Genomic DNA, 25691 nt, shown 5'->3' with positions numbered 1-25691 from the left:
TCATCACGTGCCCAGCTCACGGTCGATCAGGGCGAAGATCTCCTCGTTGCTCGCGGCGCCCAGCGCGTCCTCGTCCGTCGCGCTCCCGCCGTGGCCTTCGGGTGCCTCGTCGTCCGCGGCCTCGTCGTCGCCGACCTTCCACAGCAGGCGCTCAAGGCGCTTGACGAATTTCGCGCGGGCCGGTCCCTCGGGCAGTCCGGCCGCCAACGCGCTTTCCAGTCGGTCGAGTTCGGCCAGGCCCGGCGTCCCGGCGGTGTCCTCGCCGCCGAGGCCCAGTTCCTCGCGCAGGTGGCGGGCGAGGACCGCGACCGTCGGATAGTCGAAGACGAGCGTCGACGGCAGGGCCAGGCCGGTCGCCGTACCGATCCGGTTGCGCAGTTCGACCGCCATGAGGGAGTCGAAGCCCAGCTCGCGGAACGGCCGGTCCTGGTCGACGGATTCCCCCGTGGCGCCGTCGAGGGTCACGTGGCTGGTGACCGCGGCGGCGTGCCCGCGCACCAACTCGACCAGCTCGCGCTCCTGTTCCGCCGCCGGGCGGCCCGCCAGCCGGGACCGCAGTTCCCCCGCCGTGGCCGCACCGGTCCCCGCGGCTTCCGTGTCGCCCGCGGCACCGGACCGCAGTGCGGCGACCGCCTCGGGGATCTCCGCGAACAGCGCGGTCGGGCGCTTGGCGTGGAAGACGGGCGCGAACCGCTCCCAGCGCAGGTCGATGACCACCGGGGCGGTCTCGTCGCGGTCGAGCGCCTGTTGGAGGGCGGTCACGGCCAGCGCGGGCGCCATCTCGTGGATGCCCTCCAGGCGGCCCCGGGCACCGACGTCCCCCGCGGCCATACCGGTACCGGCCCACGTACCCCATGCCACGGAGGTGGCGGGAAGTCCCTCGGCGCGGCGGCGCTCGGCCAGCGCGTCCAGGAACGCGTTGCCTGGCGCGTAGTTGCCGAGTCCCGGCATGCCGAAGGTCGCTCCGAACGACGAACAGAGCACGAACGCCGACACGTTCATGTCCCGCGTCAGCTCGTGCAGATGCACCGCCGCACCGGCCTTGACGCGCAGCACCCGTTCCATCTGATCACGGGTCAGATGTGCCACCACGCTGTCGTCCAGAACGGCCGCGGCGTGGAACACGGCCGACAGCGGTTCCTCCGCCGGGATCGCGGCGAGTACGGCGGCGAGCGCGTCGCGGTCCGCGACATCGCAGGCGGCGAAGGTGACCCGTGCGCCGGCCTGCACCAGCTCCTTCTCCAGGGCGGCGGCGCCCGGCGCGTCCGCCCCGCGACGGCTGACCAGCACCAGGTGCGGCGCTCCCCCGGCGGCCAGCCAGCGGGCGATGTGCGCGCCGATCCCGCCGGTACCGCCCGTGACCAGCACGGTGCCCTCGGGCAGCCATGTGCGGACGGCGGCCGAGTCGGCGGCCGGGGCCCGCAGCAGGCGACGGCCCAGCAGCCCGCCGAGGTCCGGGCGCAGCGCCACATGGTCCTCGTCGGCGATCCCGGCGAGGGCGGCGGCGAGGGTACGACCGGCCCGGACCGTCGCCTCATCGGACAGCTCCGCGAGCGGCGTGGCCGGAAGATCCAGCAGCCCGCCCCACAGCAAGGGGTGCTCCAGCGCCACCACCCGGCCGAGGCCCCAGATCTGCGCCTGCGCCGCCGAGACCGTCCTGTCCCCCGCCGCCACCGACACCGCGCCACGGGTGGCGCACCACAGCGTCGGCTGCGTCCCGGACTCCTCGGCCACCGCCACCAGGGCCTGGACCAGGGAAACGGTGGCGGCCAGGCCCTCCGTGACCGCCGGCCGCTCGGGATCGGGCGTCTCGTCCAGCGCGAGCAGGGACAGGACGCCGGTGAGGGGGGTGGTCCGCTCGGTCGTGTCGCCGTCGGTGCGGGACCGCAGCTCCGCGGCGAGGGCGTCGGCGCTTCCCGCTGTGGTGGTCGCGTCGAGGTGCAGCCGTTCGACCTGGGCGCCGTGGCCGGTCAGGGCCGCGTCCGCGAGGTCGGCCCATTCGGCGGGACACCGGTCGGCCGGGGGCAGCACCAGCAGCCAGCGGCCGGTGAGCCGTACCCGCGCCGGGGACACGACCGGCCGCCAGCCGATCCGGTACCGCCAGCCGTCGACCGCCGACGCCTCACGGCGGCGCCTGCGCCACGTGGACAGCGCGGGCAGCGCCTCGCGCAGCGGCAGATCGGTGACGACGCCCAGCTCACCGGCCACCGTGTCGGCGTCTCCGCCGTCCACGGCCGCCCAGAACGCCTCCTCCACGGCATCGGGCACCCCGGCGTTCGCCGCGCCGCCCGCCGCTGCCCGCTCAGGATCGTCGTCCTCCAGCCAGTAGCGCTGCCGCTGGAAGGCGTAGGTGGGGAGGTCCACGCGGTGGGCGAGAGTTCCGGCGAAGACGGACCGCCAGTCGACGGGCAGGCCGCGTACCCAACCCTCCGCGAGAGACGTCAGGAACCTTTCCTGGCCGCCCTCTTCGCGGCGGAGGGTGCCGAGGGCGACGGCGTCGGACCCGGCGTCCTCGAAGGTCTCCGCGAGACCGACTGCGAGAACCGGGTGGGGGCTGGACTCGATGAAGTACCCGAAGCCGTCCGCCAGTAGGGCCCGGCCGGTCTCGTCGAAACGGACTTCCTGGCGGAGGTTGGTCACCCAATACGCCGCATCCAGCGCGGTGGTGTCGAGCTTGCCGCCGGTCACCGTGGAGTAGAACGGCACCTGCGAGGACTGCGGCTCGATACCCGACAGGGCCTCAATGACCTCGTCGCGTATGGCGTCCACCTGTGCCGAGTGCGAGGCGTAGTCCACATCGATACGACGGGCCCGTACGCCCCCGGCCTCGCATGAGGTCAGCAACTCATCCAACGCGCCGGGCTCACCCGAAACGACCGTGGACGAGGGCCCGTTCACCGACGCGACGGAGATACGACCGTCCCACCGCGCGATCCGCTCCCGTACGTCTGCCGCCGGGAGGGCGACGGACACCATCCCGCCACGCCCCGACAAGGTCCCGCGAATCGCCTTCGCCCGCAGAGCCACGACCCGCGCCGCATCCTCCACGGAAAGGGCACCCGCCACACACGCTGCCGCGATCTCACCCTGACTGTGACCGATCACCGCACCCGGCTCAACGCCCACCGACCGCCACACCGCAGCCAGCGACACCATCACCGCCCACAACGCCCCCTGAACAACCACCACGTCATCCAGAGCCCCGCTACGAATCGCCTCCACCACCGACAACCCCACGTAAGGACGCAGCGCCGCGTCACACTCCGCCAACCGCGCCCCGAACACCGACGAGGAGTCCAACAACCCCAACGCCATCCCCGCCCACTGCGACCCCTGACCAGGGAACACGAACACCACCCGACCCGCGTCGGAGCGAACCGCTCCGCTCACCAGGCCGGGGGCGGGCGTGTCCGCCGCGAGCGCGCCGAGTACGTCCAGGGCCTGTGTGCTGCTCGCGGCCAGGACCACCGCGCGGTGCTCCATCGCGGAGCGGGTGGTGGCCAGCGAGAGGCCGATGTCCGCGGCTGCGGCGGTAGCGGCCAGGTCGGCGGCCAACCGGTCCGCCTGCCCGCGCAGCCCTGCGGTCGACCGTGCGGACACCGGCCACGGAACGACGTTGAGCGATCCCAACGGGCCCTCGGCCGGGCCGGGTTCGGCGATGTCCTCGCTTGCGGCCTGCGGCTCCTCAAGGATCACGTGCGCGTTCGTCCCGCTGATCCCGAAGGCCGACACTCCCGCCCGCCGCGTACGCCCCTCGCCCCGGACCCACTCGCGCGCCTCCGCCAGCAGCTCCACCCCGCCGCCGGACCACTCCACGTGCGGCGTCGGCTCATCGACATGCAGGGTCCTCGGCAGGACTCCGTGCCGCATGGCCTGCACCATCTTGATCACACCCGCCACGCCCGCCGCGGGTCCCGAGTGCCCGATGTTGGACTTCACCGAGCCCAGCCACAAAGGCCGTTCGCCGGTCCGCTCCCGCCCGTACGTCGCGAGCAGCGCCTGCGCCTCGATGGGGTCGCCGAGCGTCGTGCCGGTGCCGTGCGCCTCGACCACGTCCACGTCCGCGGCGCTGAGGCGGGCGTCGGCGAGCGCGTCGCGTATCACCCGTTCCTGAGCGAGGTTGTTGGGGGCGGACAGTCCGTTGCTGGCGCCGTCCTGGTTGAGCGCGGTGCCACGGACGACGGCCAGTACACGGTGGCCTTTGCGGCGCGCGTCCGACAGCCGCTCGACGAGCAACGCGCCCGCGCCTTCGGCCCAGTTGGTGCCGTCAGCGGCGGCGGCGAACGCCTTGATCCGGCCGTCGGGCGCCAGGCCGCGCTGGCGGCTGAACTCCACGAAGGCGTCCGGAGTCGGCATGACCGCGATGCCGCCCGCGAGCGCCATCGTGCAGTCGCCGGAACGCAGCGCCTGCACGGCCAGGTGCAGGGCCACCAGCGACGACGAGCACGCCGTCTCGACGCTGAGCGCGGGCCCTTGGAGACCGAACGTGTACGCGATCCGCCCGGCGGCGACGCTCGACATGGTGCCGGTGATGACGTAGCCCTCGACCGGCTCGGGCGTGCGCCGCAGCCGCGAGACGTATCCGTTGGCGACGATTCCGGTGTAGACGCCGACCCGTTCCTCGCGCACGGCGCGCGGGTCGATGCCCGCACGCTCGAACGCCTCCCAGGAGATCTCCAGCATGAGCCGCTGCTGCGGGTCCATGCCGAGCGCCTCGCGCGGGGTGATGCCGAAGAACGCGGGGTCGAAGTCGGCCGCTCCGTCGAGGAATCCGCCCTCGGTGACGTAACTGGTGCCACGGCTCTCCGGGTCGGGGTCGAAGAGTCCGGCCAGGTCCCAGCCGCGGTCGTCGGGGAACGGGCCGATGGCGTCACGCTCGCCGTCCACCAACCGCCACAGATCCTCGGGCGATCGCACACCGCCCGGGTAGCGGCAGGCCATGCCGACGATCGCGATCGGCTCCTGGGCGGCGGCCTCGGCCTCCCGCAGCCGCTGCTTCGTGACGCCCAAGTCGGCCATCACCCGCTTCAGGTACTCCCGAAGCCTCTCCTCCGTGTTACCGGTGGCCATTCCCCTCGCTCCTTCGACGATCTGCGACGTTTGTCCGACAGCGGTGACCGGAGCGGCTCAGCCTGTGCCCAACTGTTTGTCGATCAGCGCGAACATCTCGTCGTCCGACGCGGTGTCCAGCGCGATTGCGCCGGTGTCGGCGCCCGCCTCCGCACCGGTCGCCGCGTCTCCGCGCCACGCCCAGAGCAGCGACTCCAGACGCCGGGTGATCCGCTCACGCGTCTCGCCGTCCGGCGATATACCGCCGAGCCGCGTGGCGATCCCGTCCAACTCGTTCAAGACCTCGGCGTGTTCACCGTCGACCGGCGCACTTTCCATCTCGTCCAGCAAGAAGCGGACCAGGCTGATCGGCGTCGGGTAGGAGAAGACGACAGTCGCCGGGAGCTTCAATCCGGTGGCCGCGCTCAGCCGCTTGCGCAGTTCGACTGCGGTCAGCGAGTCGAAGCCCAGTTCCTTGAAGGCCCGTTCGGCCGCGACGTCGTCCGGAGTGGCGTGCCGCAGCACCGTCGCCACCTCCACGCGCAGCAGGTCGAGCAGTACGCGCTCCCGCTCCTCGCGGTCGAGTCCCGCCAGCCGCACGGTCAGCGCGTCAGGGTCGACGTCGGGACCGTCGTCCAGCACCTCGGTCCGCGCCGTCGTGCGGACGGCGGGGCCGGAGCGGTCGATGTCCAGCCAGTAGCGGCGCGGTTGGAAGGCGTACGTGGGCAGGTCGACGTGGTGGGCGGGGGTTCCGGCGAAGACGGATCGCCAGTCGACGGGGAGGCCGCGTACCCAGCCCTCGGCGAGGGAAGTCAGGAAGCGTTCCTGGCCGCCCTCGTCACGGCGGAGGGTGCCCAGGGCGACGGCGTCCGAGCCCGCGTCCTCGAACGTCTCGGCGAGCCCGACTGCGAGAACGGGGTGCGGGCTGGACTCCACGAAGTACGTGAAGTCGTCGGCGAGGAGGGCCCGGACGGTCTCGTCGAAGCGGACTTCCTGGCGGAGGTTGGTCACCCAGTAGTCGGCGTCCAGCGTGCTTGTGTCGATACGGCCGCCGGTCACCGTCGAGTAGAACGGCACCTGCGACGACTGCGGCTCGATGCCCGACAGAGCCTCAACAACTTCGTCGCGTATGGCGTCCACCTGTGCCGAGTGCGACGCGTAGTCCACATCGATACGACGCGCCCGTACACCCTCGGCCTCACACACCGTCAGCAGCTCAGCCAACGCGCCGGGCTCACCCGAAACAACCGTGGACGAAGGCCCGTTCACCGACGCGACAGAAATACGACCGTCCCAGCGCGCGATCCGCTCCCGTACGTCCTGCGCGGGCAGCGCGACCGACACCATCCCGCCACGCCCCGACAGAGACCCGCGAATCGCCTTCGCCCGCAGAGCCACCACGCGCGCCGCATCCTCCACCGACAACGCACCCGCCACACACGCCGCCGCGATCTCACCCTGACTGTGACCGATCACCGCACCCGGCTCGACACCCACCGACCGCCACACCGCAGCCAGCGACACCATCACCGCCCACAACGCCCCCTGAACAACGACCACATCGTCCAGAGCCCCGCTACGAATCGCCTCCACCACCGACGACCCCACATAAGGACGCAGCGCCGCATCACACTCCGCCAACCGCGCCCCGAACACCGGAGACGACCCCAGAAGCTCAGTCGCCATCCCCGCCCACTGCGACCCCTGACCAGGAAAGACGAAGACCACGTGGTCGGCCGGTCGGCCGTCGGTGTCGTCCACCGTGGCCAGGCCCGTGACGGTGGCACCTGTGGGGGTGCCTGAGGCGAGGGCGCCGAGGGCCGAGGGGTGGTCCGGGTCCAGCACGACCGCGCGGTGCTCCCACGCGGCCCGGGTCGTCGCCAAGGCGAGGCCGATTTCCGGCGCGGCCGGGCCGTGGCCGGCCAACGTGTACTCCAGCAGCCGCTCGGCTTGGTCGCGCAGTGCGGCGGCGGACCGCGCGGACACCGGCCACGGAACAGTGGACCCCAGCGGCCCGAGCGGCCCGTTCGCGGGTTCCGACCGGGCCTCCGGCGTACCGGCCCGATCGCCCGGGCCTTCCGGATCGCGCGCGTCCGCCGAGCCGGCCGCACCGCCGACGCCGCCCGCGTCGTCCGTCGGCTCACCGGCCTCCTCCAGGATCAGGTGCGCGTTCGTCCCGCTGATGCCGAAGGCCGACACGCCCGCCCGCCGCGCACGTCCGTCACTCCTGACCCACTCCCGCTCCTCGGTCAGCAGTTGCACCCCGCCGCCGGACCAGTCCACGTGCGGCGTCGGCTCGTCGACATGCAGGGTCCTCGGCAGGACTCCGTGCCGCATGGCCTGCACCATCTTGATCACGCCCGCCACGCCCGCCGCGGCGGAGGTGTGGCCGATGTTGGACTTCACCGAGCCGAGCCACAGCGGCCGTTGGCCGTCGCGTCCCGCGCCGTAGGTGTTGAGCAGGGCGGTCGCCTCGATCGGGTCGCCCAGGGAGGTGCCGGTGCCGTGCGCCTCGACCACGTCCACGTCGGTGGCGGCGATCCTGGCGCTGCGCAGCGCGGCGCGGATGACGCGTTCCTGGGAGGGGCCGTTGGGGGCGGTGAGGCCGTTGCTCGCACCGTCCTGGTTGACCGCGGAGCCGCGGATCAGGGCCAGGACGCGGTGGCCGTTGCGCCGGGCGTCGGACAGCCGTTCCAGCAGGAGCAGGCCCAGGCCCTCGGCGGGGCCGAAGCCGTCGGCGGAGGCCGCGAAGGCGCGGCAGCGGCCGTCAGGGGACAGGGCGCGCTGGCGGCTGAACTCGGGGTAGCCGATGGCGGTGGACATGACGGTCACTCCGCCGGCGACGGCCAGGGAGCATTCGCGGCTGCGCAGTGCCCCGGCGGCCAGGTGCATGGCGACCAGCGACGACGAGCAGGCGGTGTCGACGCTGATCGCCGGGCCTTCGAGCCCGAAGGTGTAGGCGACGCGGCCGGACATCACGCTGGCGAAGTTGCCCGTCGCGTAGTAGCCCTCGACCTCCTCGGGGATGGCGGGGAGTTCCCAGCCGTAGTCGGCGGAGCTGAAGCCGATGAACGTGCCGGTGGGGCTGCCCTTGACGGACAGCGGGTCGATGCCTGCCCGTTCGAAGAGTTCCCATGTGCAGGGCAGGAGGAGCCGTTGCTGCGGGTCCATGCCGAGGGCTTCGCGGGGGGAGATGCCGAAGAACGACGCGTCGAATTCGGTTGCTCCGGTGAGGAATCCGCCGCCCCGCACGTAGTTGCTGCCGGGCCGCGCGGCGTCCTCGTCGTAGCGGTCGTCGATGTCCCAGCCCCGGTCCTTGGGGAACGGGGTGATGGCGTCGCCGCCCTCGGCGACCAACTGCCAGAGGTCGTCGGGGGTTTCGACGCCGCCCGGGTAGCGGCAGGCCATGCCGACGACCGCGATCGGCTCGTTCCTGGCGGCGGTGGCGTCGCGGAGCCGCTGCTGGGACTCGCGCAGGTCGCCGGTCACCCGCTTCAGGTACGCGAGCAGTTTCGCCTCGTTCTCCGCCATTGCCATCCTTTTCGACTCCAGGCTCTCCGGTTCAGGAATGTCCCGTCCGCGTGCGGCGGATCAGGGGTTGCCGAGTTCGCGGTCCAGCAGGTCGAACATCTCCTCCGCGGTGGCCGACTCGATCTCGCCCCGGCCGTCGCGTCGTTGCCGTACCTGCCACAGCAGTTCCTCCAGGCGGCCGACGACTTCGGCGGTCTCCTCACCGTCCGCGGGCAGAGCGGCGACCGCGCCCGCGAGGGCGTCCAGCTCGTCCAGGACGGATCCGGTGCCGGGCCCGCCGGTGCTCACGGGACCGGTCGCCGCGGACGCGGCGCCGGTGGTGAAGCGGGTCCGCAGGTGCTGGGCGAGCGCGGTGGGCGTGGGGTGGTCGAACACCAGGCTCGCGGGCAGCTTCAGGCCGGTCGCGGTGGACAGGCGGTTGCGCAGTTCGACGGCGGTCAGCGAGTCGAAGCCGAGATCCTTGAACGTGCGGCCCGCCCGTACCGAGGAGTTGTCGGCGTGCTGAAGGACGCTGGCTGCTTGGTCACGTACCAGGTCGAGGACGTTCTTGAGCTGGTCGGGCTCGGAGAGCGTCGCCAACTGGGCGGCGAATTCGGCGCCCGCGGTGGTCGGGGCGGCGGAGTCGGCCTGATCGGTCTCGGTGCGCAACGCCGCTTGTACCTCGGGGAGTTCGGCGAGCAGCGGGCTGGGGCGCAGCGCGGTGAAGCCGAGGACGAACCGTTCCCAGTCGACATCGGCGACGGCCACGAACGTCTCGTCGTGCGCGACGGCCTGGAGCAGTGCGGTGGCGGCTCGTTCGGGATCCATGGCCAGTACGCCGCGGCTCTCCATGTAGGCGGCGGCGCCCTCGGCCTCCATCATGCCGCCGCCGTCCCAGGCGCCCCAGGCCAGTGAGATCGCGGTACGACCGAGAGCGCGGCGCCGCTCGGCGAGCGCGTCGAGGTGCGCGTTGGCGGCGGCGTAGACGGCCTGCCCTCCGCTGCCCCAGACCCCGGCGTTGGAGGAGAAGAGCACGAAGGCGTCGAGCGGTGTGCCGCCGAGGAGGTCGTCCAGGTGGCGGGCTCCGGCGATCTTGGCCGAGGCGATGCGGGTGATGTCCTCGTCGGTGGTGTCGGTGGCGGCCAGGTAGGTCTGCGGGGCGCCGGCCGCGTGGAAGACCGCGCTCAGCGGCCGGTCGGCGGGGACGCCCGCGAGGAGCGCGGCCACCTCGGACCGGTCGGCGACGTCGCACGCGGCGAACGTGACGGCGGCGCCCGCCGCCTCCAACTCCGCGCGCAGTTCGGCCGCGCCGGGCGCGTCGGGGCCGCGGCGGCCCGCGAGCAGCAGGTGCGGGGCGCCTTCGGCGGCGAGTCTGCGGGCGACGCGCGCGCCGATCCCGCCCGTTCCCCCGGTGATCAGAACGGTGCCGTCGGGCCGCCACGCGGCGGCTCGTGCGGAGTGCGCGGACCCGAGAGGCGTACGGATGAGCCGCCGCCCGTGGACTCCGGAGGCCCGTACGGCGACCTGGTCCTCGACGGCGGACGCGGAGCCGCCGGACGCTGGGTCCACGGCCAGGGCGTCGGCGGCTGCCGGGTCGGCGGTCCCGTCAGGGCCGGGCAGTCCGCCGAGGACGGCGGCGAGCCGGACGGCGGCGGACGCGTCGGGCACGGGCGGCAGGTCGACCAGGCCGCCCCACTGGCGGGGCTGCTCCAGCGCGATGGCCCGGCCCAGGCCCCAGACCTCGGCCTGGCCGGAGCGGGGCCCCGCGTCGCCCGGTGCCGTCCTGACGCCCTCCGCGGTGGCCGCCCACAGCCGCCCGGTCAGTTCGGCGTCGGCGGCGGCCTGGGCGAGGGCGAGGGTGACGCGGGCGGCCGGGGAGAGACCGGCGGCAGCCGGTGCCGGGTCGTGGCCCCGGAGCGCGGTGGAGCTGACGGGGGCATGACTGGTCGTCCCGGAGCCAGCGGGGGCGTGGCCGGGCGCGCTGGCGTCGGAGACCGCAGGGCCGGTGCCGTCGACGGCGGACGCTCCGGGCACCTCGTGCGCGGCAGCCTCCTCGGCACCGCCATTGGTGGCGCCAACCGACTCGGAACCGCCCGCCTTCGGCACACCCGTCTCGGACCCGTCCGCCCCCTGACCGCCGGTCTCGGAGTCCCCGAGGGCGAGCAGGGACAGCACCCCGTCGGCCTCGACCGTCCGGAGGAGTTCGGCGAGGGCCGCCCGGTCGGTCCGGTCGGCGGGGATCTCGATGTGGGTGACCGTGGTGCCCGCGGCGGCGAGCGCGTCGCCCGCCGCGGCGGCCCACGGCTCGTCCGGGAAGCTGAGGATCGTCCACCGCCCGCGCGGCGCACGGGCGTTCGCGGTGTCCAGGGCGCGCCAGGCGATGCCGTAACGCCAGCGGTCCAGGGCCGTACGGTCCAGGCTGCGGCGGCGCCAGGACGACAGCGCTGGCAGGACTGTCGCCAACTCGTCCTCTCCGGCGTCGAGTTCGAGTTCCCCGGCCAGGTGCTCCAGGTCGCCGCGTTCGACGGCGGCCCAGAATCCGGCGTCGGCGAGGTCGCCGGCGCCGCTGGTGGTGGGCTCGGTTCGGTCCCGCAGGTCGTCCAGCCAGAAGCGGCGGCGCTGGAAGGCGTACGTCGGCAGGGCCAGCGGCGTGCCGCCCGAACCGGGCGCCAGGGGCCGCCAGTCGACGCCGGGCAGGCCGCGGACGAAGCCCTCGGCCACGGAGGTGGTGAAGCGCGCCATGCCGCCTTCGTCACGGCGCAGCGTGCCGACCGCGACGCCGTCGCGCTCGGCGTCCTCGAAGGTCGCGGCCATGGCGGTGGTGAGCACCGGGTGCGCGCTGGCCTCGACGAAGAACCGGAAGCCGTCGCTCTCCATGGCCAGCACCGCGGCCTGGAAGTCCACCGGGCGGCGGGCGTTGAGGTACCAGTACGCGTTGTCGAGGGTCGTCGTGTCGACGAGGCCGCCGGTGACGGTCGAGTAGAACGGGACGGTGGCGCGGCGCGGTGTGATGTGCGCGAACAGTTCCATGATCCGCTCGCGCAGCGGCTCGACCTGGGCGCAGTGGGAGGCCACGGTCGACCCGACGACGCGGGCTCGGACGCCGTCGGCCTCGCAGGCCGCGACGAATTCCGTCAGCGCCTCGGTGTCACCAGCCACGGTGACGGCGGTCGGGCCGTTGCGTCCGGCGATGTCAAGTCGTCCGCCCCACGCGGCTGTTCGCGCCTCGACCTCGGCGACGGGCAGCGCCACCGACGCGACCGCGCCGTTGCCGACGAGTTCGGCGGCGAACAGGGCGCTGCGCAGCGCGATGATCTCGGCGGCGTCCTCCATCGTGAGCGCGCCCGCCACCAGCGCGGCGGCTATCTCGCCTTGGCTGCTGCCGACGACGGCGGCGGGTTCGACACCGACCGACCGCCACAGTTCGACCAGGGAGACGTTGACGGCGAACAGCACGGGTTGCAGAACCTCGATGAGGTCCGGCGAGGGCGCGCCGGGCATTCCGCGCACGACGTCGGTGACCGACCAGTCCAGGTGGACGCGGAGCGCCGCGTCGCACTGGGCGAACCGCTCGGCGAACACCGCTGAGGTGTCGAGGAGTTCGGCGCCCATGCCCTTCCACTGCGAGCCCTGTCCGGGGAAGACGAAGGCCACTCTGCCGCGTACGTCGGCGGCGCCGGTGACCGCCCCTGCGGTCGGCGTACCGTCGGCGAGCCCGCCGAGCGCGGCGGCGGCCTGCGCGCGGTCACCCGCCAGGACGACGGCCCGCTGTTCCAGGACGGTCCTGGTGGTCGCCAGCGCGTGCCCGATCTCGGCGTCCGTGGTGTCGGGCCGGTCGGCCACGAAGGCCGCGAGGCGTCCGGCCTGCGCGCGCAGCGCCGCCGCGGACTTGGCGGAGAGCACCCAGGGGACGACGGTGCCGGGCGGGTCGCCCACGACGGCGGCCGGGGCGGCGGGTACGGCGGGCGCGTCGGACGTACCAGGTTCGGCCCTCTCGCCGAACTCGGAGCCAGGATCGGCCAGTTCGACCGCCTCGACCGGCTCCGCGGGCGGCTCTTCCAGGATCACGTGCGCGTTCGTTCCGCTGATGCCGAACGAGGAGACCGCGGCGCGGCGCGGGCGGCCCCGGTCGGGCCACGGCGTCGCCGCGTTGAGCAGCCGGAGCCTGCCGGAGGACCAGTCCACCTCGGGCGAGGGCTCCTCGGCGTGCAGAGTGCTGGGCAGCGTGCCGTGGCCCATCGCCATGACCATCTTGATCAGACCCGCGACACCGGCCGCGGCCTGCGTGTGGCCGATGTTGGACTTGATGGAGCCCAGCCACAGCGGCTGGTCCCGCGCGTGGTCCCTGCCGTAGGTGGCGAGCAGCGCCTGCGCCTCGATCGGGTCCCCGAGGTTGGTGCCGGTGCCGTGCGCCTCGACCGCGTCGACCTCGTCGCCGGTCAGACCGGCGTTGGCGAGAGCCGCGCGGATGACGCGCTGCTGGGAGGGGCCGTTCGGCGCGGTGAGGCCGTTGCTCGCGCCGTCCTGGTTGACGGCGGAGCCGCGCATGACGGCGAGGACGCGGTGGCCCTTGCGGCGGGCCTCCGACAACCGCTCGACCACCAGCATGCCGACGCCCTCCGAGAAGCCGGTGCCGTCGGCGTCCGCGGCGAACGCCCTGCACCGGCCATCGGGCGACAGCACGCGCTGGCGGCTGAACTCCACGAAGCCGAACGGGCTCGGCATCACCGTCACGCCGCCGACCAGGGCCAGCGAGCACTCCCCCGCCCGTAGCGCCTGAGCCGCCAGGTGCAGGGCGACCAGCGACGACGAGCAGGCCGTGTCCACCGTCATCGCCGGTCCTTCGAGGCCGAGGACGTACGAGACGCGGCCGGAGATGACGCTCAGCACGTTCCCGGTGACCGAGTACCCCTCGACGCGCTGCTGAAGGTCGGGGTCCTGGCCGTAGCCGGTGCCGACCGCGCCGATGAACACACCGGTACGGCTGCCGCGCAGCGTGGCCACGTCGATCCCGGCGCGTTCCACGGCCTCCCAGGCCGCCTCGAGTACAAGCCGCTGCTGCGGGTCCATGGCCAGCGCCTCGCGCGGCGAGATGCCGAACAGCTCGGCGTCGAAGTCCGTCGCGCCGCGCACGAAACCGCCCTGCTGGGCGTAGCTCTTGCCCGACCTGGCCGGATCCGGGTCGTACAGGTCCGCGAGGTCCCAGCCCCGGTCGGTGGGGAACCCGGAGATCGCGTCGGTGCCCGACGCCACGAGGTCCCACAACTGCTCGGGCGAATCGGCGCCGCCCGGGAAGCGGCAGGTCATGGCGACGACGGCGACGGGATCGTCGTCGAGCCCGGCCGCCGTCGGAAGGGCTCCGGCCGGGGCACGGTCGTCGGCGGTCGCGGCGCCGAGGCCCAGTTCGTCCTCCAGATGCGCGGCGAGGGCGTCGGGGGTCGGGTGGTCGAAGACCACCGTGGCCGCGAGCCGATGCCCGATCGCGGCACCGAGGCGGTTGCGCAGCTCGACACCGGTCAGCGAGTCGAAGCCCAGCTCCTTGAACGCGCGCTCGGGGTCGACGGCGGCCGGCGACCCGTGGCCGAGCACCGCCGCGACGTGCGTGCGTACGACGTCGCGCAGGGCCTCGGTCCGTTCGGCGGCCGACAGCGCGGAGAGCCGCCGGACCAGGGCCGAGGAGTCGGCACGGGCCGAACTGGTCGCCACGGCACGGGACTTGCGGACGGACGCGGTGGTCAGTTCACGGGTGAGGGCGTGGAAGGCTTCCCCGGTGCTCTGGGCGTCGCCGGGCGTCAGACGCGCGGTGACGGCGAGCGGCGTGTCCCAGCCGACAGCCGCGTCGAACAGCCCGATCCCCTGCTCGACGCTCATCGGCACCACGCCGCTACGGGCCAGGCGTGCCCGGTCCACTTCGCTGAGGGAGCCCGTCAGCTCCGAGTCGGTGGCCCAGTGTCCCCATGCCATCGACACAGCCGCAGCGCCACTCGTACGGCGCACACCCGCAAGAGCGTCCAGGAACGTGTTCGCCGCCGCGTAATTGCCCTGCCCCGCCGTGCCCACCACGCCCGCGAGGGACGAGAACAGCACGAACAACGACAGGTCCAGGTCCCGGGTCAGCTCATGCAGATGCCACGCCGCATCCACCTTCGCGCCCAGCACACTCCGGATACGTTCCGCGTCCAGGTCCGGCACCAGACCGTCGTCCAGCGCGCCCGCGCAGTGCACCACACCACCCAACGGCCGGTCCCCGCCGAAGCGCGCGAGCAGCCCGGCCACCTCGTCCCGGACCGCGACATCACACGCCACGACCTCGACCCGCGCACCGGCCGCCCCCAACTCCGCCACCAGCGCATCCGCACCAGGCGCGTTCGCACCACGCCGACCCGCCAGCACGACATCGCGCACACCGTACGAGGCCACCAGATGCCGGGCCACCAGCCCGCCCAGCAGACCCGTACCACCCGTGATCACCACCGCACTCGCGGCATCCACCCGGCGGGGAAGGCTCAGCACGACCTTGCCGACATGCCGCGCCTGCGACATGAACCGCAACGCCTCGCCGGCGCGACGCACATCCCACACCCGCACCGGCAACGGCTCCAGCACACCCTCCGCGAACAACCCCGCCAACTCCCCCAGGATTTCGCCGAGTCGGTCCGGAGAGATGTCGGTGAGGGCGTACGGGTGGTACGTGACGCCGGGGTGCTCGGCGGCGACGGCCTGCGGGTCGCGGATGTCGGTCTTGCCCATCTCCAGGAACCGGCCGCCACGCGGCAGCAACCGCAACGACGCGTCCACGAACTCCCGCGCCAACGAGTTGAGAACGACGTCCATGCCGTGGCCATCGGTGGCCTGCCGGAACGCGTCCTCGAAGCCGAGGGTGCGGGACGAGGCGATGTGGTCCTCGGCGAGACCCGCCAGCCGGAGCGTGTCCCACTTGCCCTCACTGGCCGTCCCGAAGACCTCGGCACCCCAGTGCCGGGCCAACTGCGTGGCCGCCATCCCCACACCACCGGCAGCGGCGTGAATCAACACCCTTTGTCCGGACCGGAGTTCGCCGAGATCGGCAAGGCCGAACCAGGCGGTCATGAAGACGACGGGGACGGCGGCGGCCTGCTCGAAGCTCCAGCCCTCCGGCACCCGGACGACCAGCCGCTCGTCCACCACCGCCAACGGCCCGAACGACTCCGGCAGCAGACCCATCACCCGGTCACCCACCACGACACCCGCGACGCCAGGACCGACCTCGACCACGACACCCGCACCCTCGGTTCCGAGGTACGCGTCCGGGTCGGGGTACATCCCCAGATTGATCAGCACATCGCGGAAGTTGACTCCCGCGGCACAGACGTCGACCCTCACCTGACCGGCGACGAGCGGCGCCTCGGCGGCCGGGTCCGGCTCGACGGACAGTCCGTCGAGCGTGCCGTCGCCGGAGGCGACCAGCCGCCACGCGCCCTCGGCGGGCGGCACCAAACCCCCGCCACCGGCAGGCGCCCGCACCAGCCTCGGCACCAGCACCTCACCACCGCGCACCGCCACCTGCGGCTCACCCGCCGCCACCGCGACACCGACCGCGTAGGCGAGCGTGTCTCGCACCGCGGCCTGTCCCGACGCGAGGTGGACGTCGACATCGACGTCGGCGTCTGAGTCGATCAGCAGGAAACGCCCGGGATTCTCGGCGAGCGCGCTGCGCACCAGGCCCCACACCGGGGCATGGACGAGATCGGCGACAGGCTCACCGCTGTGAGTGGACACGGCCCCACGGGTGACGAGAACCAACCGAGAATCTGCGAACCGCTCCTCTACCAGCCACTCCTGGACCAGACCCAGCACGCCGGTCACCGCGTCCGCCACCGCACCCGGCACATCGCCGGAGACTGAAGCCGGGGGCAGCACCAGGCCGACCAGCGGCGGAACCGGTTGCGCCGCGTCGATGTCGGAAAGCCGTTCCAGGAACACGCATCCATCGGGCGCGCCGCTGTCGGCGGACAGCGCGGCCGGCACCCAGTCCACGCGGTACAGGCCGTCGGCCGTGCCTGCCGCACTCGCGGCGGCGACGCGGATCTGGTCGGCGGTCGCCGTGCGCAGCGCGAGCGATGCCACCGATACCACGGGAGCCCCCTCGGCATCGGCCAGGAGCACCGAGGCGGCGTCCTCGCCCGCAGGCCGCAGCCGTACGCGTACGGAGGTCGCGCCGACCGCGCCCAGCACCATGTCGGTCCAGGCGAACGGCAGCCGCAGGGCGGTGAGTTCGGCGGGCGAGCCGCCGCGCAGCAGGACGATCCCGTGCAGGGCCGCGTCGAGCAGGGCCGGGTGGATGCCGAACTTGGCCGCGTCCTGGTGGAGTTCGTCCGGCAGCGCGGCCTCGGCGTAGACGTCGTCGCCGTGCCGCCACGCGGCGCGCAGCCCCTGGAACGCCGGACCGTAGCCGTAACCGGACGCGCCCACCTCGGCGTAGAAGTCCTCGACCGGCACCGGCACGGCGCCGGGCGGCGGCCACGCGGTCAAGTCCTCGGTCGCCTCTGCGGTGTCGGACGCGACCGCGAGAGTGCCGACCGCGTGCAGTGCCCAGGGCGCCGACTCCCCCGTCCCTTCGGGCCGTGAGTGGATGCCGAGTTCGCGCCGTCCGTCCGCGTCGGGCGCGCCGACGGAGACCTGCACCTGCACGCCGCCGCTCTCCGGAACGACGAGCGGTGCCTGAAGCGTCAGCTCCTCTACGCACCCGGCCCCGACCTCGTCAGCGGCCCGCAGCGCCCACTCCGCCAGCGCGGCACCGGGGACCAGGACGGTCCCCTCCACCCGGTGATCGCCCAGCCACGCGTGCGACGCCAGCGACAACCGGCCCGTGAGCACCACCTGATCCGAACCGGCCAGCCGCACCACCGCGCCGAGCAGGGGGTGGTCCGCAGCGGCCTGCCCGAGCCCGCTCGGATCCCCGGCGCGCGCGGCGTCGGCAGTCAGCCAGTAGTGCTCGTGCTGGAAAGCGTACGTCGGCAGGGCGAGTTGCCCGGCACCCGTCGAATCCGGCGTACCGGCGAAGACGGACCGCCAGTCGACGGGCAGGCCGCGTACCCAGCCCTCCGCGAGAGAGGTCAGGAACCTTTCCTGGCCGCCTTCATCACGGCGGAGGGTGCCGAGCGCGACGGCGTCGGACCCGGCGTCCTCGAAGGTCTCCGCGAGACCGACTGCGAGAACCGGGTGCGGGCTGGACTCCACGAAGTAGCCGAAGCCGTCGGAGAGCAGAGCCCGGACGGTCTCGTCGAAACGGACTTCCTGGCGGAGGTTGGTCACCCAGTAGTCGGCGTCCAGCGTGCTCGTGTCGATACGGGCGCCGGTCACCGTCGAGTAGAACGGCACCTCGGACGAGGTCGGTGTGATCCCGGACAGGGCCTGGACGACCTCGTCCCGGATCGCGTCGACCTGTGCCGAGTGCGAGGCGTAGTCCACATCGATACGACGGGCCCGTACACCCTCGGCCTCACACACCGTCAGCAGCTCAACCAAGGCTTGAGGTTCGCCCGAAACGACCGTGGAGGAAGGCCCGTTGACCGAAGCCACACCGATCCGGCCGTCCCAGCGCGCGATCCGCTCCCGTACCGCCTCCGCCGGGAGGGCGACCGACACCATCCCACCGTTGCCGGACAAGGTCCCGCGAATGGCCTTCGCCCGCAACGCCACGACCCGCGCCGCATCCTCCACGGAAAGAGCGCCAGCGACACACGCCGCCGCGATCTCACCCTGACTGTGACCGATCACCGCACCGGGCCGCACGCCCACCGACCGCCACACCTCGGCCAGGGACACCATCACCGCCCACAACGCGCCCTGAACGACCACCACGTGATCCAGAGCGCCGTCGCGGATCGCCTCCACCACCGACGAGCCGACGTAAGGCAACAGGGCCGCGTCACACTCCGCCAACCGCTCCGCGAACGCCGGGGACGAAGCAAGCAACTCCATCGCCATCCCCGCCCACTGCGACCCCTGGCCAGGGAACACGAACGCCACCCGGCCTTCGCCCGAGCGCGTCGCGCCGGTGACGAGTCGGGCGGCCGGGGCTCCTTCGGCGAGCGCGCCGAGGACGTCCTGGGCGTGTTCGGCGTCGGCGGCCAGGACCACGCTGCGGTGGGGCAACGCCGCTCGGGAGAGGGCCAGTTCGCGGCCGACCGTGGTGAGGGCAGGTGCGTCGTCCGTCCCTGTGAAGGACGCCAGGCGTCCGGCCTGGCCGCGCAGTGCGTCCGCCGACCGCGCGGACACCACCCACGGCACCACCGTCAGCGCCCCCAACGGGCCTGCCTCCGAGCCGACTTCGGGCTCGCGCTCTGGCTCCGAAGAGGTGTCGGCCCCAGCGTCGCCCCCTGGCTCCTCCAGGATCACGTGCACGTTCGTCCCGCTCGCCCCGAAGGCCGAGATCCCCGCGCGGCGCGGGTGGGTGTCGGCGGTCCACGGCATCGCCTCGGCGAGCAATTCGACCGCGCCGCTCGTCCAGTCGACGTGCGGCGTCGGCTCGTCCGCGTAAAGGCTCTTGGGCAGCACCTCGTGGCGCATCGCCTCGACCATCTTGATGACGCCCGCGACCCCGGCGGCGGCCTGCGTGTGGCCGATGTTCGACTTCACCGAGCCCAGCCACAACGGGTCCTCGCCGCCACGCTCTTGGCCATAGGTGGCCAGCAGCGCCTGCGCCTCGATCGGGTCCCCGAGCGTGGTCCCCGTACCGTGCGCCTCGACCACATCGACATCTGCGGCCGTCAGCCCCGCGCTGTCCAACGCGGCCCGGATCACCCGCTCCTGGGAGGGCCCGTTCGGGGCGGTCAGCCCGTTCGACGCACCGTCCTGGTTCACCGCGGAGCCCCGCATCACCGCCAGCACCCGGTGACCGTTGCGCCGCGCGTCCGACAGCCGCTCCAGCAGCAGGACACCGACGCCCTCGCCCCACCCGGCACCGTCCGCCGCTGCCGAGAACGCCTTGCTGCGGCCGTCGGGCGCCATGCCCCGCTGACGGCTGAACTCCACAAAAAGGGTGGGCGTGGACATCACCGTGACGCCGCCGGCCAGGGCGAGGGAGCACTCCCCCGACCGCAGGGCCTGCGCCGCCAGATGCATCGCGACCAGCGACGACGAGCACGCCGTGTCCACCGTCATCGCCGGACCCTCGAACCCGAAGGTGTACGACACGCGGCCGGACACGGCGGCCGGGGACGAGCCCATCAGGGCGTAGCCCTCGGTGTCGTTGGCCGTGGCATCGGCGCCAACGGCGTAGTCGTGGTGCATGACTCCGGTGAAGACGCCCGTCGAACTGCCCTTCAGCGAACCGGGATCAATACCCGCCCGCTCCAACACCTCCCACGACGCCTCCAGCAGCAACCGCTGCTGGGGATCCATCGACAACGCCTCACGCGGAGACACCCCGAAGAACCCCGCGTCAAACTCACCCGCGCCATAGAGGAACCCGCCCTCACGCGCATAACTCCGCCCCGCCACACCAGGATTCGGATCAAACAGCCCCTCAACATCCCACCCCCGGTCCACCGGGAACCCCGACACCGCATCCCCACCCGAAGCAACCAGCGACCACAACTCCTCAGGCGAACCCACACCACCCGGATACCGGCACGCCATCCCCACAATCACCACCGGATCGGCCGCCTCACGCGCCGACAGGGGATCCGCCGTACCCCTACGGGCGGCGACCTGACCGGTGCGCTCGTCACCGAACACCAGCGTGCGGAGGAAACCGGCCAACGCCCGTGGCGTCGGATAGTCGAAGACGAGGGTGGCGGGGAGCCGCAGGCCCGTCGCTCCCGCGAGCGCGTTGCGCAGTTGCAGGCCGGTCAGCGAGTCGAAGCCGAACTCCTTGAAGCTGCGGGCGGGTTCGACGGCGGACGGGTCGGCGTATCCGAGGACTGTCGCGGCGCGGCCTCGGACCAGGTCGAGCAGATAGCGGAGTTGGTCCTCCTCGGTCAGGCCGGTGAGGGCGCGCAAAAGGCTGCCGGAGTCGCCGCCGACGTCGGTGGCGCGGCGCGGTCGGCCGCGGACCAGGCCCCGGTAGAGCGGGAGGACGGGTTCGCCCGCGCGGGCCGCGCTGCGCAGGGCGCGCAGGTCGAGGCGGCTGACGACGTGGACCCCGGAGCCGCCGTCGGCGGACGCGGCGGCGTCGAAGAGCGCCAGGCCCTGCTCGGGCGACATCCGCGTGACGCCCATTCGCAGGTAGCGGGCCACGTCGGCGTCGCCGAGGTGGGCCGTCAGCTCGCTGGCCTCTGCCCAGTAGCCCCAGATCAGGTCGGTGACCGGCAGTCCCTCGGCGCGGCGGCGCGTGGCGAGGGCGTCCAGGAAGACGTTGGCCGCCGCGTAACCGGCCTGGCCCGGGTTGCCGAGCACACCGGCGATCGAGGAGAACAGCGCGAACAGCGACAGGTCCAAGTGCCGTGTCAGCTCGTGCAGATGCACCGCCGCGTCCACCTTCGGCGCGAGGACTCGGGCCACCTGATCGGGCGTCAGTGCCGACACCACTCCGTCATCGAGCACACCGGCCGCGTGCACCACACCCGTCAGCGGCCGGTCGGAGGGAATCGCCTCCAACAGCGCGGCCAACGACGCCCGGTCGGCCACGTCACACGCCGCGACCTCGACGCTCGACGCGCCCGCGTCCAGCAAGCGCCGCTCCAACTCCGGTGCGCCCGTGGCCGCCCGGCCCCGGCGGCCGGCCAGCAGCAGATGCCGCACCCCGTGCGCCGAGACCAGATGCTCGGCGAGGAGCCGTCCGAGGGTGCCGGTTCCGCCGGTGATAAGCACGGTCCCGTCGTCGCGCAGCGGCACCGGCGCGGGCCCGGCCGGGGCGACGCGGGCGAAACGGGGCGCGAGGAGCACGCCGTCGCGTATCGCGATCTGCGGTTCGCCGAGGTCGACGGCGGAGGCGACAGCGGCGGCCAGGGTGCCGGAAGCGGCATTGGTGCCACGGGTGCCGTCAGTGCCAGCGGTGTCGTCGGTGCCAGCGGTGCCGTCGGTGTCGACCAGGAGGAAGCGGTCCGGCGCCTCGGACTGGGCGGTCCGCAGCAGCCCCCACACGGGTGCGTGCACGAGGTCCGCCACCTCGTCGTCCGGCCCGGTGGAGACCGCACGGGTGGTGACGACGACCAGCCGCGAGGCGTTCAGCCGCTCGTCGGAGAGCCACGCCTGGACGAGGGCGAGCGCGTCGGTGACGGCGGTGCGCACCCGCGACGGCAGCTCGCTGTCGACCTCCGACCGGGTGTTCCCGGGACCCAGCCGGGTGATCACATGGGCGGGGGGTTCCAGGGTGCCCGCGTCCAGGCCCGCCAGCAGCGCGGCGACATCCGTGACGTCCTGGCCACCGCCCAGAGTGAGGACCGGTCCCGGCGCGGGGACGGCGGCCCCGGCGGAAACGGGCAGCGGTGTCCAGTCCAGGGCGAAGAGGCCGTCCCGGCCGGCCGTGCCGTCGGCCTGCCGGAGCTGCTCGGGGGTGGTCTCACGCAGGACGACGGACTGCACCTCCGCGACCGGGGCCCCTGCCGCGTCGGCGAGCGTCAGCGCGACGGCACCGCCGTCCAGCGGGCGGACCCGCAGCCGCAGCCGACTCGCGCCGACGGCGGACAGCGCCACGCCTTCCCACGCGTAGGGCAGCCGCAGCGGCGCCGACTCCGGCGTACCGCCGTCGAGCAGGGACACGGCGTGCAGGACCGCGTCGAGCAGGGCGGGGTGGAGGGCGAAGCGTTCGGCGTCCTTGGCCGCCGCGTCGGGCAGCGTGACCTCGGCGTACACGTCGTCGCTCTGCCGCCACGCGGCGCGCAGGCCCCGGAACGCCGGACCGTAGCCGTAACCCGCCGCCGCCACCCGGGCGTAGAAGTCCTCGACCGGGACCGGCCGGGAACCGGCGGGCGGCCAGTCGGTCAACCCGGCGCTTTCAGCGGACCGTTCCGTACTGAGGACGCCGACGGCGTGCCGTGTCCACGGTTCGTCGTCCGCGCTGCCGTCCTCGCCGCGCGAGTGAATCGTGATCTCGCGGCGTCCGTCGGCGTCCGGGCCGCCCACCGCCACCTGGAGCTGGACGGCACCGCCCTCGGGGATCGCCAGCGGCGCCTCAAGGATCAGCTCGTCGATCTGCTCGGCGCGGATCTCCTCACCGGCACGCAAGGCGAGTTCCACGAAGGCCGCGCCGGGCAGCAGTACGGTGTCGTTCACGGCGTGGTCGGCCAGCCACGCGTGCGTACGCAGGGAGATCCGGCCGGTCAGCAACAGGGCGTTCTCGTCGGCGAGTTGTACGGCCGCGCCCAGCAGCGGATGGTCGGCCGCCCCGAGTCCCAGCGACGAGGCGTCCGCGCTGCCGAGCGAGCCGGACTCCAGCCAGTAGCGCTGATGCTGGAAGGCGTACGTGGGCAGGTCGACGTGGTGGGCGGCGGTTCCCGCGAAGACGGACCGCCATTCGACGGGCAGGCCGCGTACCCAACCCTCCGCGAGAGACGTCAGGAACCTTTCCTGGCCGCCTTCGTCACGGCGGAGGGTGCCCAGGGCGACGGCGTCGGAGCCCGCGTCCTCGAACGTCTCGGCCAGACCGACCGCGAGGACGGGGTGCGGGCTGGACTCCACGAAGTACGTGAAGTCGTCGGCGAGGAGGGCCCGGACGGTCTCGTCGAAGCGGACTTCCTGGCGGAGGTTGGTCACCCAGTACGCAGCGTCCAGCGTGCTCGTGTCGATACGGCCGCCGGTCACCGTCGAGTAGAACGGCACCTGCGAGGACTGCGGCTCGATGCCCGACAGAGCCTCAACAACCTCGTCCCGGATCGCGTCCACCTGCACCGAGTGCGACGCGTAGTCCACATCGATACGACGCGCCCGTACGCCCTCGGCCTCACACACCGTCAGCAGCTCAGCGAGCGCTTGAGGTTCACCCGAAACAACCGTGGACGAAGGCCCGTTCACCGACGCGACAGAAATACGACCGTCCCAGCGCGCGATCCGCTCCCGTACGTCCTGCGCGGGCAGCGCGACCGACACCATCCCACCACGCCCCGACAACGACCCGCGAATCGCCTTCGCCCGCAACGCCACCACGCGCGCCGCATCCTCCACCGACAACGCACCCGCCACACACGCCGCCGCGATCTCACCCTGACTGTGACCAATCACCGCACCCGGCTCAACGCCCACCGACCGCCACACCGCAGCCAGCGACACCATCACCGCCCACAACGCACCCTGAACAACGACCACATCGTCCAGAGCCCCGCTACGAATCGCCTCCACCACCGACAACCCCACATAAGGACGCAACGCCGCATCACACTCCGCCAACCGCGCCCCGAAAACCGGCGAGGAGTCCAACAACCCCAACGCCATCCCCGCCCACTGCGACCCCTGACCCGGGAACACGAACACCACCCGACCCGCGCCCGGACGCACCACACCGGACACCACACCCGAGGCCGCAACGCCCTCCGACAGGGCCGCCAGCCCCGGCACCATTGCCTTGACGTCGTCGGCGAGGGTCACCGCGCGGTGCTCAAGTGCCGCGCGGGAGACGGCAAGTGCGCGCCCGATGTGCGCCGGGGCGGGCAGCTCGTTCGAGTCGGCCGCAAAGGCGGCGAGCCTCGCGGTCTGGCCGCGCAGCGCGGCGGCGGACCGCCCGGACACCACCCACGGCACCGCTGCCAGCTCGCCCAACGGGCCCTGAACCGAGGGTGTTTCGTCCACGAACGCGGGTTCGTCGGCCTGGGGTGCGTCTTCCAGGATCACGTGAGCGTTCGTCCCGCTGATGCCGAACGAGGACACGGCGGCCCGGCGCGGGCGGTCCCCGCGCTTCCAGCCGACCGGCTGTTCCAGCAGACGGACCGCGCCCGCGGACCAGTCGACGTTCGAGGTGGGCGCGTCGATGTGCAGGGTCCGAGGCAGCTTCCCCTCCTGGAGGGCCAGCACCATCTTGATGACGCCGGCCATGCCTGCGGTGTGCGCGGTGTGGCCCAGGTTCGACTTGACCGACCCGAGCCACAGCGGGCGGCCTCCCGTGCGGCCCTTGCCGTACGTGGCGAGCAGCGCCTGCGCCTCGATCGGATCGCCGAGCGTCGTGCCCGTACCGTGCGCCTCGACCGCGTCGACCTCGTCGCCGGTCAGACCGGCGTTGGCGAGGGCCGCGCGGATGACGCGCTGCTGGGAGGGGCCGTTCGGCGCGGTGAGGCCGTTGCTCGCGCCGTCCTGGTTGAGGGCTGAACCGCGCACCACCGCAAGGACGTTGTGGCCGTTGCGGCGTGCGTCGGAGAGCCGTTCGACAAGGAGCATGCCGACGCCCTCGGACCAAGCGGTGCCGTCGGCCCCGGCGGCGAACGCCTTGCAGCGGCCGTCGGGCGCGAGACCGCGCTGTCGGCTGAAGTCGACGAAGACCCACGGCGTGGGCATCACGGCCACACCGCCGACGAGCGCGAGCGTGGACTCGCCGTTGCGCAGGGACTGCACGGCCAGGTGCAGGGCGACGAGCGACGACGAGCACGCGGTGTCGACGGTCAGCGCGGGGCCTTCGAGGCCCAGGGAGTACGAGACGCGGCCGGAGATGACGCTGATGAAGGAGCCGGTGCCGGTGTAGCCCTCGACGCCTTCGGGCACCTGCTGCATGTTGGTGAGGTAGCCGGTCCCCGCGGCGCCGACGAACACGCCGGTCTTGGTGCCCTTGAGCGAGCTGGGGTCGATACCGGCGCGCTCCAGCACCTCCCACGACGACTCCAGGACGAGCCGCTGCTGCGGGTCCATGCCCAGGGCCTCACGCGGCGAGACGCCGAACAGCTCGGCGTCGAAGTCCCCTGCCCCGTCGAGGAATCCGCCCTTGAGGAGGTACGTCTTGCCGGGCGCGTCGGGGTCCGCGTCGTAAAGGGCCTCGGTGTCCCAGCCCCGGTCGGACGGGAAGTCGGCGATGGCGTCGCCGCCGGTGTCGAGCAGCCGCCAGAAGTCCTCGGGGGTGCCGACGTGACCGGGGAACCGGCAGGCCATGCCGACGATCGCGATCGGCTCGCTCTCCCGGTCCTTGACCTCCTGCAACTCCTGCCGGGTCTGGTGCAGGTCGGCCGCGACGCGCTTCAGGTAGTCGACCAGCTTGTCGTCGTTCGTCATCCGAGGCGTTCCTCCTCCGA

At 72.9% G+C, this 25691-nt stretch carries 3 protein-coding genes; all 3 read right to left on the bottom strand.

All coding sequences use genetic code 11. The features are described from left to right. Positions 1-3: 3 nt before the first annotated feature. The 3 genes from ACIOC1_RS16770 to ACIOC1_RS16760 are packed head-to-tail and all read right to left on the bottom strand — an operon-like array spanning position 4 to position 25641. Positions 4-5070 (bottom strand): type I polyketide synthase, encoded by a 5067-nt coding sequence (locus ACIOC1_RS16770; protein WP_401854974.1) that lies wholly within the window; start codon positions 5068-5070, stop codon positions 4-6. Positions 5071-5127: 57 nt separating this feature from the next. Further along, positions 5128-8619 carry a type I polyketide synthase gene (locus ACIOC1_RS16765; RefSeq protein ID WP_401855318.1) on the bottom strand — a complete coding sequence of 1164 codons (3492 nt, stop codon included), beginning with the start codon at positions 8617-8619 and terminating at the stop codon, positions 5128-5130. A gap of 21 nt (positions 8620-8640) precedes the next feature. Then, positions 8641-25641, bottom strand: a complete 17001-nt coding sequence (locus ACIOC1_RS16760) for an SDR family NAD(P)-dependent oxidoreductase (protein WP_401855315.1) — start codon at positions 25639-25641, stop codon at positions 8641-8643. Positions 25642-25691: the final 50 nt, after the last annotated feature.

Origin of the sequence: Streptomyces sp. NPDC088197 (genome assembly GCF_044741185.1) — a bacterium.
Lineage (GTDB): Bacteria > Actinomycetota > Actinomycetes > Streptomycetales > Streptomycetaceae > Actinacidiphila.
This window is presented reverse-complemented; position numbering and strand designations above follow the sequence as displayed.

Bases quoted from the DNA above. Each gene is read 5' to 3' on its own strand.
- ACIOC1_RS16770 (WP_401854974.1), bottom strand. From the start codon at position 5,070: ATGGCCACCGGTAACACGGAGGAGAGGCTTCGGGAGTACCTGAAGCGG.